This window comes from Natranaerofaba carboxydovora (assembly GCF_022539405.1).
GTDB classification, from domain to species: domain Bacteria; phylum Bacillota; class Natranaerobiia; order Natranaerobiales; family Natranaerofabaceae; genus Natranaerofaba; species Natranaerofaba carboxydovora.
Genome location: NZ_CP054394.1, coordinates 1,096,700 through 1,110,172, shown reverse-complemented (window position 1 = coordinate 1,110,172; position 13,473 = coordinate 1,096,700). Strand labels below are relative to the sequence as shown.

Sequence of the window (13,473 nt, the reverse complement as noted above, 5' to 3'; positions counted from 1 at the left end):
GGTATTTTTTTATAATAATAAAAACCCCTACTCTTTTATTTAGTAGGGGCAAGAATTTACAATATTATTTATACAATCACCCTTAAGACTTCCTCCAAAGTAGTAACACCTTCTCTAACTTTTGTAAAACCATGTTGTATCATTGGAGTCATTCCTTCAGATTTGGCCTTGTTTGAAATTTCTTTAGTTGAAGCCTTGTCAACTGTTAGCCTTGCTATCTCATCAGATGCTATAAGAACTTCATATACTCCGGCTCTACCTTTGTAGCCCGTATCACCGCAGCTTTCACACCCTTCATGCCTATAAAGTTGAATACTCTCTTCATCTTCATTGATAGGGAAATTAGGGACTCTTTTTAGCAATTCTTCTGTTTGGTACTCATATGGTACTTTGCAGTTATTACATAATGTTCTTACAAGCCGCTGACCAACAACACAGACCAATGATGATGCTGTAAGATATGGTTCTATCCCCATATCATTCATCCTTGAGATTGCGCCTGCAGCTTCATTAGTATGAAGAGTCGAGAGAACAAGGTGTCCTGTTAGCGAAGCCTCAACAGAAATTTTAGCTGTCTCTATATCCCTTATCTCCCCTACAAGAGCGATGTCAGGGTCATTACGCAAAAGAGATCTTAGACCTGAAGCAAAGGTGAGGCCTGCCTGCTCATTCACCTGTACCTGGTTAATCCCACCCATACGTCTTTCAATAGGGTCTTCCATTGTTACAATATGTTTATTGACATTGTTTAAGTGGCTTAATATGGCGTACAAAGTTGTGCTTTTACCGCTTCCAGTAGGTCCTGTAGCAAGGACAAAGCCATAGGGCTGTCTTAATACTTTGTATAATTTGTCCAGGTCTTTTGCTGGGATACCTAGTTCTTCTAAAGTAAAGACTCCCACAGATCTGTCAAGAATTCTCAAAGTTATCTTTTCTCCAAAAGCAGTTGGTAAGGATGCTACCCTAACATCAATTGTCCTATTTTCTACTTTTAAAGTTATCCTTCCGTCTTGAGGGATTCTTTTTTCTGCAATATCCATATTACTCATAACCTTTACCCTTGATATAACTGAAGGATGCATCCTTCTAGGGGGCTGCATTACTTCATGAAGCACACCATCTATTCTAAAGCGAACTCTAAAACCCTTTTCTTGAGGCTCCAAATGAATATCGCTTGCTCCTGCTCTAACTGCCCTTGCAAAGATTAAATTAACAAGTTTAACAGCAGGTCTGTCATCTCCTGTTTCACCTTCTGCTGTTATCACTTCTTCATTCGAAGTCATCTCTTCTACTTCTTCAGCAAGATCTGTATCATCAAAGTCTAAGTCAGCATCAGTATATTTTCTGATACTTTCTTTTAGCTGACTGTCAGTAACAATTACAGGCTTTATTTCATAACCAGTAATTATTCGCAAATCATCAATTGATATAATATTTCTAGGCTGAGCCATTGCGATTACAAGCTTTTCACTTTCAAACCCAATAGGCAAAGCCTCATATTTTTTTATCTGGGAGGCATTAAGCAATTTGGTAGCCGCTTCATCAATGGAGTATTCTTCTAAACTAACGAAGGGAACGCCAGCCTGAGCTGCTACCGCTCTTGTAATAGCCTCTTCGCTAACATAACCAAGTTCAACAAGTATTTGCCCAAGATATTTTTTCTCCGTAGAATTTTTTTGTTTTTCCACAGCATCCTGAAGCTGTTCATCTGTCAATTCGCCCATCTCAATCAAAAAATCCGTAAAATATGATTTCTTTGGCGCCAAAATAAACCCACCTCTAATAAAGAATAAAATAATTTTTATGCCAATCAAAACATTAATATTAAATATAAAAAAACAGTTTTAATTTTATTAAACATTAGTTATTTATTTAAATAAAAAGCACTAACATATACATCAGCCATAATTTGGGGAAGTCCCTCGCTACCACTATAAATCTCAATCTCATCAATCCTAAATGCCCTTGGTGAGGTATTTAGGTTATTAATAAGACTAACTAAGCCTTCATATCTTCCCTCAAAAACTATATGAATAGGCTGTTCAATATAATTCTCATTTGACACTTGGCTTTCGAAATTAATGTCTAGGATATTACCACTGCTATGAATAGAGCCTCGTATGTATCTAATAATATTGCTTTTCTCTGAAGATTCAGGAAGCGCATTTTGTAGTACTGTTATTTGCTCTTTCATTAGTGATTCATTTTCTTTTAATTCTTGTAACCAGGCTAGCTCTGACTTCTCTTCTGAGAGGTTTTCTTTTTCATAAGCTAATTCTTCCCTAGAATCAGCTAAGCTTTGAAACTGCATATAGGTCACATAAAAGAGGAGCAAAAATAACAAAAACCCCGCTATAATAAATAATATCGTTCTAGCTTTTTTATTCAATTTTATTGACTTTATATCTATATTTAGATTCATTTAGTTAATCCCTCTCTTTCTAGAGGGCTTTTGAATTCATCAGGTATCACCCGGGCTGTAATATAAAATTCTACCACTTCCCTATCATCTCTATCATCAGTTGATTCAATTATATATTCAAGTTCTACCTCAGTTAGCTGTTTATTCTGTTCAAGTTCGTCAAGCCAATTGGCGACATCTTCGTGTCGTAAGGCATAACCATTTATATTTAGTTCTCCTTTTTTATTTTCGCTACCACCGTTATCATCATTATCATTATTGTACTCACCATCAACCATATAAAAATAAAAAAACCATAATTCATTTGATATATTTTGACTTATATCATTCATCAAATAGCCCCAATTAGGCATATCACCTACAGAACTCTCGATAGTATCATCATAGTTAATTATCAAATTATTTATTTGACGATAGGGCTCTAAACTTTCAATCTGTCTTTGTACCTCTTTTCTTTCCTCGGTTATTTCATCAATTTGTGTGTCGACACTTCCTGTATAAATAATAAGCCCTGTATAAACTATAGCAAACAAAATCAACATTAACGAAGAAACAAATGCCAATAGTATAACCTGTTGTCTTCTTTGATTTTTTTCTTTGATCTCCGGAGGTAAAAGGCTTATAGTTTCCAAATATTATACCTCCAATCCATTGTATGCTAGGCATAGACATAGCGAGTACTCTGTTGCATTAATGTCTTTATCAACAGAATTATTAATGGCTAGTACTTTTAAAGGATCAATAACTTCTACATCTACTCCAACCTGGCTTTCAATAGAAGATATTAAATTTTCATCATCTGTGTTTTTCCCACATAACAGGATTTTCTCGACAGGCTCTACACTTCCCCTGGATTGATAAAAATCTACAGAAACCCTGATATTATTCACCAGCATGAAATTCCATGTATCCATGTATTCTTCTGTTTCTTCCTGAATCTTCTCTTCCTCTAATTCTCTTTCTTCTTTAGCTAAAAATAATTTTATTTCTTCATCATCATCTTGATTCATATCATTAACAGGTTCTTCGACTGTTTCTTCTTCCATCTCTTCATTTATATAAGCCTCTGGATCATCTATTATTTCAACGTCTAGCTCTTCCACTAATTCATCTTCTGAGTCTATTCTCATATCTTCGCTATTATCGGTTACAGATGCCGCTGCTTCTTCTTTCCCTTCTTCTATCTCATTCTTTGCATATTCTGCTTCAGCCTCTTTTTCTTTTACTTCCTTTTCTCCTATCATTTCAAAGTCTTCGTTAGTCTCTTCTTTGCTCTCTTCTTTTTCTTTTTCTTTGTCCTTGTCTTCGTCTTCTTTTCTATCCTCTTTAACTTTTTCATCTTCACTTTCTTCTTCACTTTCATCTTCATAAGCAGTAGGCATCATTCTGGCAAGGCGTGGTTTTTTGCTGTCAACTATCAAGAGATTACTTATGCCATAAGATATATCAACTATAGCTACTACTTTCTTCTCATTCTGAACATTTAATAGCCCCAATAGGCTTAATGGAAGCACCTCTATTTCTTTAGGATTTAGTCCTGCTATTTTTAGGGAAGTAATAAAACCATCTATCATATCTCTTTTGCCAGCTACCATTAAAACCTCCCACATATCGTTATCACTCTGAACAGTCTCACCAATTATGGAATAGTCAAATACCACGGTGTCTTTGTCAAGAGAAACTGGCATATATTCACTTGCCTGGTATTTAATCATATTGTCCAATTTTGATTTATCCACTTTTGGAAAACTCGTAAATCTAACCAGTACATTTTGATTTGCTAGCCCCATCACCACGTTGCGTTCTTTAAATTTTGACTCCTGCCACAACTCTGCAAGTGTTTGTCCCACTATATCAGGTTTAACCACGATACCTTCCTTAACCGCACCTTTTGGAAGGTTTTTACTGCCAAAATTCACTATATCAATCTGTCCTTTTCTTTCACTTAACTCGACAGCCTTTATTTCTTTGTCATTTATTTCTAGCCCAATTATATTTTTTTTACCTAACAACTTTTTTAACATCTAGCTAATTCCTCCAGAAATCATAAATTTGCGCTATCCTCACCAACTATACTACTTCTGTAATGGCAGTAAATATAGGTAGGTAAAGAGATATTACAATACCTCCAACTACAACTCCAATAAAAACCAACAAAAAAGGTTCAAGCATAGCTGTAAGGCCTTTTGTGAGGGATTCTACTTCTTTTTCATAAAAGTCAGCTATTCTATCCAAAAGTGAAGATAACTGACCACTTTCTTCACCAATAGAAATCATTTGGATAACCATTGGAGGAAACATAGCGCTTTCAGCAAGTGGATCAGCTATGTTACTTCCTTCCTGTATCTGTTCTTTGGCAGCATCTACATGTTCTTCTAAGATAACACTTCCAGAAGACTGACTAGCACTTTCTAAAGCCTGCAGTACAGGAAGGCCACCAGCAAGTAAGGTTGCTAATGTCCTTGCAAATCTTGCAACTAATGCTTTTTGAAATAAGTCTCCAAATACAGGCAGCTTTAACTTGATCCTGCTGATAAAATAACCTCCAGTTGAAGACCTAATATAATATCTTACAGAAGCCGCAATTAACACTCCCATCAAAAGCCATATATACCAAAAGAATCTTAAAGAATCAGAAAAAGCTATTACAATTCTCGTAGGAAGGGGAAGTACAGTATCAGGTGGAAACATTTCAACAAAAATTGGCACAACAAATATCATCATTGCAAGAAGTATTAAGAAGGCAAAAGCTACAACCATAATAGGATAAAAAGTTGCAGACTTAATATTATCCTGCAAAGCTTTGTCTTTATCCAATTGATCAGATAACCTGGTAAGGGCTTCTTCCAAATTACCGCCTACTTCTCCAGAGTTAACCATACCCACATAAAGGTTGCTAAAAACCCTTGGATGTTCACTTAGCGAGTCAGAAAAGCTATTGCCTGATTCAACACTATCTGCCACTTCTTCAATTGTTTTTTTTAAGGTTGGGCTAGTGGTTTGTTTACTTAAGGTAGCAAGGGAGCGGGCAAGGGGAATGCCTGCTTCTAACATAGAAGCAAGCTGTCTACTAAACATGCTTAGATCAGCAAGCTTAACTTTTTTCCTCGGTGTTAAATTCTGCAATTGGTTGAAGCTAGAGCTTTTCACCTCTTTTATTTCGGTAATATAATAACCCATACCCCTAAGTCTTTCGACAGCTTCATTTTCACTTTCTGCTTCTATATTACCCGTTGATATAGCCCCACTTCTATCAACTATTTCATAGCTATAAGTAGCCATAAACCAAAGCTCCCTTCAACAAGCATGCTTTGCTATTCAAAACTTTCAACTAAATTCTGTAGATAATTTATTTTGTCAGCTGGCTTATCTGTCCAAAGCACATGATGAGGTTCTTCTTCATCTCCAGATATATTTTCTGAGATGAACATATCATCAACAGATAAATCCGTCATATCACTCAAAAGCCTTCTCTTAGCTGCAAGTTCCTCCCATGCATTCTCCCCTCTTGCCGTTGTTATAGGAGCTCTTGCTCTCCCTCCAGCTTCATCAATGCTTGACAAGCTTTCATATACCTCATCTTCTTTGTGAGGTGGTACAATTACTATCAATTCGTTACTAAACTCCGAAAGATTACTGGTAACCGTCTGTACATCATCAAATCCATAAGCCTCAAGCCTTTCTACAGCATCTTCAGCAACAATGTTTTGAAAGCTAAATGTAAAGGTAGTGGTTTCTTCAGAATCTAGGTCATCAATACTTCCTCTGTTCTCTTCCCGATCAATTGAATTCACCAGCTCTTTTATTTTGACCAGTGAAAAAGAAGTTCCCTGAACCCAGATACTCTCTGGGTTATCTTCAATTACAATAGTTTCTACATCAATACCCATATCCTGAATTATCCCATCTAACTGCTCGGATGTTATATAAGACAAATCAAACCTGGTAAGCTCCATACGACTAAAAAAGTCCTCCTGCAGCCGCTCCCCACTACCAACAACAATTATATTCCCATCTTCTATATAGTTTAAGCCTTCTTTTTGGACCAATAGTTCTAATGCTTCTCTTGGTGGCACATTATCCACCTGAAAGGTCACATCGACAGGTTCTTCTGTGAATATTATATTAACATCCATCTTTATTGCTATAATAGATAAAGCATCCCTTATATCACTGTCTCTAACATCAACAGTAATATTGCCGGGGTCAACTAGTTCACTGTCAGGATCCCATTCTTCTCCGGAAGCCGTCCCATTAGCCATTTCAAATGATTCTAATGAACTTGAAGCAGATACCGAGTCAATGTTCCCATTAACATTAGAAAAAACAAACATAAGTATTATAGACATTATAAAAACTGGTAATATTAAAAACCGCGTATGTATAGCTAGCTTTGCTGTTTTCATACTTTTAATTCTCCTATCCAAAATAAAATTATAATTTAAAAGTAATGATTTAATTAATCCAATTCAAGCTCTGTGTCTCTATCCCCTGACTGAAGTACAACTGTATTCCTTGAAACCTCTAAAACTTCCCAACCACCAAATATGATATCTCCTTCTTTGGCAATACGTCTTCTGCCATCTGCCAGGATGATTGCATAGTTATCTCCTCCACCTTCAATAACCACACCTTTTAGTTCCATAGGTCCCGAAAAAGGATCCAAAGAAGCTCCATCCCTATCTTTATAATCTTCTTTTTCATCCAGATCATTATCATTAGAAGGTAGAAGTTCTACTGCTTTATCCATATCTATCTCTTCATCTGCTTCATCATCTTCTTCAACCAAATTCTCCTTATCAGCATCTACTTCCTCAGGAGGAGAATCATTCACAGAACCAAATACAATAAAGTTAAGAGTAATCGCAAAAGCAGTCAAAAATATAAGTATCCCAATTAAAACAACTAGCCTTTTATTTGATGAAATCTTTTTTTTAAGTTTATCAAATCTATCCTGTTCTAAATTGTTTTCTTCCAAAAATTATACCCCTTTCTTATAGCTTTCCTAATAACAAGTAAAGCCAGGCACCTGAAATTCAAGCAGCCTGGCAAATAGGCACTAGGTCTTAAATGGGCGTTAGGTCTTAAATAGGCACTAGGTCTTACTACCTATCTTCGCCATTTTCAGGTGGTTAATAGTACAATTCGACTAAAAACCTCCTTTTCCTTCTATAAAATAACTTCTTTGCTAAATCAAATCTTAACCAAATTGTCCTTTTTGGATAAGTCTCTCAATCTCACTCTTATCTATACAGCGCTCAAGGACTGTTTCTTTTGTTACTTTTCCTTTTAGATATAGGTCTGCAAGGGCTTGATCCATTGTCTGCATACCCAGGTTTCTGCTTGTCTGTATAGTGCTGTATAGCTGGTGTTCCTTTTCTTCTCTGATTAAGTTTTTGACAGCAGAGGTATCTGTCATAAGTTCTACAGCTGGCACTCGGCCTTTTCCATCTGCTGTGGGTAATAGCTGCTGGGCTACAACCCCTCTAAAGGAGTTGGCTAGTTGCTGTCTAACCTGTTTTCTCTGGTGTGAGTCAAATACATCTACAATCCTACTGATAGTAAGGGGAGCTGTCTGAGTATGTAAGGTCGAGAATACAAGGTGTCCAGTCTCTGCAGCGGTAAGAGCTATGGAGATACTCTCCAAATCTCTCATCTCTCCAATCAAGATAACATCCGGGTCGTGACGAAGGACATGGCGCAAAGCATTGGAAAAAGAGTTAGTGTCTATTCCTACTTCTCTTTGTTTAACTACTGACTTTTTGTGCTTGTGGAGGAATTCTATCGGGTCTTCTACTGTGACTATATTTAATCTACGTTCACTATTAATCTTATTAATCATTGCAGCAAGAGTTGTTGATTTTCCACTTCCGGTAGGCCCTGTCACAAGTACAATTCCCCTGTTCAAGTGACACAGGTCTTTGACCTTCTCTGGAAACCCAAGACTATCAAGCTCAGGTATATCATAAGGCACAACCCTAAAAACTGCTGCCACACTTCCCCTCTGCTTCATTATGTTACACCTAAAACGAGCCACTCCATCAATGGAATAAGAAATGTCTAATTCAAGTTTTTCTTCAAATTGTTTAATATTATCATCATCCAAAATATTGTATAATAGATTCTCTAATACTTCAGGTTTAAAAACAGGATAATCAAGAGCAAGCAGCCTGCCTTTGGTTCTAACCATAGGTGGTATCCCTACAGCAAGGTGTAAGTCAGAGCCTTCTACTTTTGCAGTAGCTTTTAGAAGAACATCTAAGTCTACAGGATACTCAGATGGTGCTTCTTTGAAACTTTTTCTATCGCTCATAAAAATCTTGTCCTTTCTATATTGATTTAGCGCACTCACATTATTTACCTATCTATGACAAAATATAGTTCTACAAATAACAATAGATTTCCTGTTTTATCAAAGTAAATCCATTGTTAAGTTTAAATTGAAACTATATAAATTCAAAACAATTACTTTTTAGATTTTTAATTTTGATGATATAATAGAGTACACGGTTAAAATATGAGGGTGATATAAATTATTTCAAAAACAATTAACAATAAAGGTATAACTTTAATAGAGCTTGTGATTGTGATAGCTGTCTTAAGTATTGTTATGTCATCGGCTTATTTAGTATTTAGTTTTGGATTAAAAACATTTCAAGACGGTACTAGCCGAGTAGATGCACAAAGTAAAGCTAGAATTATTGCCACTAATATAGAAAAGCAAACCTCTAGAGCAATGGTTGTTGTATTAAGTAATGATAGTGATAATGTTTGCAGTGATATCCTTGAAAATCTAAACGAAGTAGATAGCAAAGATGATTTTAATCTTATTTATTTTGATGAAAGTAATGGAAAAGTTTATCTAGAAGAAAATTCATCCAAAACTGAAATAGCCAGTAATATTTCAAGTTTAAGTTTTGATAAAAAAGGAAATAGAAGGTTTGAATATTTGATTGAAGTTGAATATGACGATAAGTATTACCAATTATCTTCAGAGGTTACATTACTTGATCCAAGATTCTCAAAAGTTGAAATAGTAGATACAGAGGAAAATTCTGATGACTTCAATGTGTTATGGTACCATCGCTAAGCCCAGTAAAGATAAATTTAGCTTAACGTAAGATTATATCTTGATCACCTGTACTAATGTTTTGGAAACAAATTCCTGGGTCATCATTACTACTAAACTCAGTGATATTGTCTGCATTTATTTTCAGATCACCTTGCCCTTTTACTTGCCCTCCTACATAATAATTAACATTTTCTGCATCATTTATTTCAACTTTACCTCGTATTTCTCCCCCTACATATAGATTAACATTGTTCGCATTAATAATTAATTCAGTTTGAGCAGGAATATTATTTTCTATACAAAAATTAACTACATCCGTGTTGGATATTTCTAATCTCAAACCACCTGAAGTACCAAAATTTCTTCTAGAATAAAATGTAAGTGTATTAGAGCCCTCCATTTTAACAACTTCTTCAGTAATATGAATATTATTCCCATTATCAGTTTTTAATCCTTTTGTTTTATCTAATATGTTATTGTCAACATCTCCATCTTCATAAATACCAGTTTCACTTGGAGGGTCCCCTCCAGGGCCTCCAGGAATACCAGGTTCACCCGGGCCACCATTTCCTAATAATAATTCTAAAACAATCTCCTCTTCGACTTCATTATTATGTCCGGCATATCCCGTTACTACTGCTAATATTTCATTATCTTCTATATCTATTTCTATTTTTGCCCTTGTTCTATTGTCTTTCTTATCAATACCCTTTTCAAAGTTAAAGTCTTCATTAACGTAATATACCTCATCCTCAAATTCCACGTCTTCTTTGCTAAAAATATCATAAGCAATAGAAGCTGCTGACCTAGCATTTTGAAATGCCAAAGTACTATCCTCTCTTGCTATACTTTGCCTGGTATCAGACATTATCATATGCAAGAAAGGAACACTTAATATAGTAAGTACTATCATTACCATAAGCACATACATAAGAGCGGCTCCTTTTTGGTTTTTAAAATCCATAAATACACCACCTAAGATTACCAAATTTTCAATTGCTTCTTCTTAAATAATAAGAAGCTTCAAATGATTTTTCTCTACTCTGATAAGTATATTCAATATCTATTTTAAAACCACTTATGTCATCATCTAATTTAAGGATACCATCTGGATCAACTGATTGAATTTCTGTAATATCAATAGTAACTTCTTCTCCCTGGTCATCATTAAAAACCCCTGAGCTATTTTCAAAACTATCCTCATACATTTCTTCAATCTTAACTTTTACTTCATCAGTACTGCTATAAGGCTCTTCTTCATATAAAAACTCAATTATTTCTGAGGTTTTTGCTTTGGCTTCGTCTCTTGAACTGGTAGTGAACATTTGTATTGCCCCAGTAGAAAAAGCCCTTACCATAGTAACAGCAATTATAGCTAATATAGCCATAGCAATTATCATTTCAATTAATGAAAGACCTTTATTATTCTTTATCAAAATTTTCGACAACTTAAACACCACCAGGACTTATAAATGCTTATTATAAGTTTAAATAATTAAACGGTTATCTTTCTATTTTTCTCAAGAAAATTTTCAAATTCTTTAACCAGGCCAGGGTCAAATTGAGTTCCGGCACATTTTTTTAGCTCTGCTAAGGCCTCTTGCTCTGAAATTGGTTCTTTATAAACTCTACCGGCTGTCATGACTACAAAAGCATCTAACACTGATATAATCCTTGCGAAATAAGGGATCTTTGCTTTTGCTAAGCCCTGAGGATATCCACTGCCATCAAAGTTTTCATGATGAGTCAAAATCTCCTCAGCTATATGGGCAAAACTTTCCGATGAACGGGCTATTTGATATCCGGCTTCACAGTGAGTTTTAATACTATCCCAATCTTCTTCTGTCAAATTCTCAGCTTTAGCAAAAATTTCTTCTGAAATTATAACCTTCCCTATATCGTGAACAGAAGCTAACAAGACTAGCTTTTCTAGCTCAGCTTCTCCTAAGTTTATTGCTTTGCCAAAGTCTTTGCTTAAATTAATAAGATTGTTGATATGTTCTTCTGATTCATCACTTTTTTCTTTAAGTGTTTTTAATAGGGCCGATATAACTTTCTCTCGATCTTTACTACTTTCCTTTAATTTATTTTTATACATATGGTCTTCTGATCTTTTATAAATGTCATGGATATTTTCCTTTGTATCGAGTTTTGTCGCATATCCAACCGCCATTTTTAGTGGGATTGATTTGATTAACACTTCTTTGCAGTTTTGTCTAACACGCTTTGTTGCATCTTTTGCTTTTTCAGGTGATGTTTTTGGCAGCAATATTGCAAACTCATCCCCACCCCATCTGGCAACAATATCTTCTTTTCTACAAGCCTTTTTTATTGCTTCTCCTGCTTTAATTAGCAGCTCATCCCCTGCTTCGTGTCCAAAAGCATCATTAACCAACTTTAAGCCATTTACATCTATTACTATTATACTTAATGGAAGGTTTCTCTTTACATCTAAGCGTTTTATTTCCTCTTCTATAAAAGCACGGTTATATAGACCTGTTAAGCTATCGTAGAAACTCAAATAACGAATTTTCTCTTCAGCTTGTTTTTGGTAAGTAATATCTTGTATGATCGTTATAGCTCCTGTTACATTGCCATTTTCATCCCTTAATTTGGAAGCTGATCCTCGTAGATATGCTCCTTTGCCTCCATAAATATTTGGTACATAACTTTCTGAATATATAGTTTCACCTATCCAGTGAAGAGAGTCATATTTTCCCATCCACCTTGACAAAACTTTTTCACCAAAAAGAGCAGCATCTATCAAGATTGGCCTTCTTTCTCCATAAAGAGCTTTAGCATATTCATAATTACCTTTCCCTATAATATCCTTTTTGGATACTTTAGTCATTAATTCCATGCCCTTGTTCCACTGAATTACTTTACCTTCATTATCAATTACAAAGGTTGCATCAGGCAAAGACTCAATAATATCTTCTAGCTGTTTGTAGGCGCCTTTAATTTGCTTTTGAGCTATTTTCAAGTTTGTAATTTCTAGAGTTGTTTCAATAGCACCATTTACATTACCGTTATCGTCCTTGATAGGCGAGCTTGTTATATGCCAGTAACGTCCATCAGGCGTTGATATTTCTCCTGATTCAACTTTCCCTGTGTTTATACATTTAACTACGGGGCAACCATTGCAGGGAGTTTGTCTGCCATGCCATACCTCATAACATTTATTGCCTACAAGGTCTTCATAAGATTGATTTACACTCCTACAAGCTGCATTATTGGCCCAAACAATATTCAATTCTCTATCCTGGTAAGAAACTAGTTCTTCAATATTTTCAAGTATTAATATTTTTTCCTGTTCTGACTTTTGTAGCTTCTCTTCTGTTTGAGCACGAACTATAGTATTACCGACCTGGTTAGCATATAGTTTGACTAACTCCTCATTTTCGAGTTCAGCCTCTTTAGACATAAAAATATGAAAGTCCCCTACAGCCTTATTTCTATAGGAGATTTCAATAACATATATATTTCCTAACTTAAAAGTCTTTTCTATAATAGCAGCCGTATTATGAGATATTTCCCCGTTACAGGCATCATAAAGATTATTAAAACAAATAACTTTATTGTTATTAATGGCTTCTAACCTATTGGGATTAGCATCCCATTCCTTATCAATAATTTCGAAGCCTAACATTTTAGAAGCTCTATCAATAACTCCCGGAAGACCTGATATTGCCTTGGTTGTAACCTTTCTGTCTTGGTATATATTAAAAACTACAAATTTTGATTTAGAAATCTCCAACATCCAGTCAGCAATCTGTTGAAAATCTATCTCACCTACTGCCATCTGAAAAAGTTCTTCCGTAGCTTTAGAAACTAATTCTATTGAGTTTAAATCTTTTCCCCGTAACACTCCTACCGCCTCCCACAATAGGCTCTGCTACTTTAGTCCTATCTGTTATAAGTGCTTGATTTTATTTTATCATAATTCCTTTATATAACAACACAATCTATTTCCAGCACA

General features: G+C 35.2%; 12 protein-coding genes. 1 reads left to right on the top strand and 11 read right to left on the bottom strand.

Translation table 11 applies throughout. The features are described 5' to 3' along the window. Positions 1-68 precede the first annotated feature (68 nt). The 8 genes from ACONDI_RS05380 to ACONDI_RS05345 all read right to left on the bottom strand — a co-directional run bounded on the left by ACONDI_RS05380 (position 69) and on the right by ACONDI_RS05345 (position 8,735). Positions 69-1,766 (bottom strand): GspE/PulE family protein, encoded by a 1,698-nt coding sequence (locus ACONDI_RS05380; RefSeq protein ID WP_241080457.1) that lies wholly within the window; start codon positions 1,764-1,766, stop codon positions 69-71. A gap of 98 nt (positions 1,767-1,864) precedes the next feature. After that, on the bottom strand, positions 1,865-2,422 hold the full coding sequence (pilO, locus tag ACONDI_RS05375) for a type 4a pilus biogenesis protein PilO (RefSeq protein ID WP_241080456.1): 558 nt from the start codon (positions 2,420-2,422) through the stop codon (positions 1,865-1,867). Continuing rightward, positions 2,419-3,054: a PilN domain-containing protein gene (locus tag ACONDI_RS05370; protein WP_241080455.1), complete on the bottom strand. Its 636-nt coding sequence runs from the start codon at positions 3,052-3,054 to the stop codon at positions 2,419-2,421. The genes pilO and ACONDI_RS05370 overlap by 4 nt, the downstream gene beginning before the upstream one ends. 3 nt (positions 3,055-3,057) lie before the next feature. Then, positions 3,058-4,446, bottom strand: coding sequence for a type IV pilus biogenesis protein PilM (gene pilM, locus ACONDI_RS05365; RefSeq protein WP_241080454.1), 1,389 nt, complete (start codon positions 4,444-4,446; stop codon positions 3,058-3,060). Positions 4,447-4,492: 46 nt separating this feature from the next. Next, complete coding sequence (locus tag ACONDI_RS05360; protein WP_241080453.1) at positions 4,493-5,704, bottom strand: type II secretion system F family protein; 1,212 nt, start codon at positions 5,702-5,704, stop codon at positions 4,493-4,495. A gap of 32 nt (positions 5,705-5,736) precedes the next feature. Further along, the gene (locus ACONDI_RS05355) at positions 5,737-6,828 is read right to left on the bottom strand and encodes an STN domain-containing protein (protein WP_241080452.1); all 1,092 of its coding nucleotides are present in this window, start codon (positions 6,826-6,828) and stop codon (positions 5,737-5,739) included. Between the two features lie 53 nt (positions 6,829-6,881). After that, positions 6,882-7,400: a hypothetical protein gene (locus ACONDI_RS05350; protein ID WP_241080451.1), complete on the bottom strand. Its 519-nt coding sequence runs from the start codon at positions 7,398-7,400 to the stop codon at positions 6,882-6,884. A 222-nt stretch (positions 7,401-7,622) separates the two neighbouring features. Further along, the gene (locus ACONDI_RS05345; protein WP_241080450.1) at positions 7,623-8,735 is read right to left on the bottom strand and encodes a type IV pilus twitching motility protein PilT; all 1,113 of its coding nucleotides are present in this window, start codon (positions 8,733-8,735) and stop codon (positions 7,623-7,625) included. 219 nt (positions 8,736-8,954) lie between these two features. On the opposite strand from ACONDI_RS05345, the gene ACONDI_RS05340 reads away from it, so the two are divergent. Beyond that, on the top strand, positions 8,955-9,512 hold the full coding sequence (locus ACONDI_RS05340) for a PilW family protein (protein WP_338086482.1): 558 nt from the start codon (positions 8,955-8,957) through the stop codon (positions 9,510-9,512). A 22-nt stretch (positions 9,513-9,534) separates the two neighbouring features. Here the strand turns inward: ACONDI_RS05340 and ACONDI_RS05335 are convergent, their stop codons facing one another. From ACONDI_RS05335 to ACONDI_RS05325, 3 genes are read right to left on the bottom strand one after another with little or no spacing between them, the layout of a single operon-like run. Next, complete coding sequence (locus ACONDI_RS05335; protein ID WP_241080448.1) at positions 9,535-10,458, bottom strand: hypothetical protein; 924 nt, start codon at positions 10,456-10,458, stop codon at positions 9,535-9,537. A gap of 28 nt (positions 10,459-10,486) precedes the next feature. Next, on the bottom strand, positions 10,487-10,942 hold the full coding sequence (locus tag ACONDI_RS05330; protein WP_241080447.1) for a prepilin-type N-terminal cleavage/methylation domain-containing protein: 456 nt from the start codon (positions 10,940-10,942) through the stop codon (positions 10,487-10,489). A 47-nt stretch (positions 10,943-10,989) separates the two neighbouring features. Next, positions 10,990-13,362 carry a diguanylate cyclase domain-containing protein gene (locus tag ACONDI_RS05325; RefSeq protein ID WP_241080446.1) on the bottom strand — a complete coding sequence of 791 codons (2,373 nt, stop codon included), beginning with the start codon at positions 13,360-13,362 and terminating at the stop codon, positions 10,990-10,992. Positions 13,363-13,473: the final 111 nt, after the last annotated feature.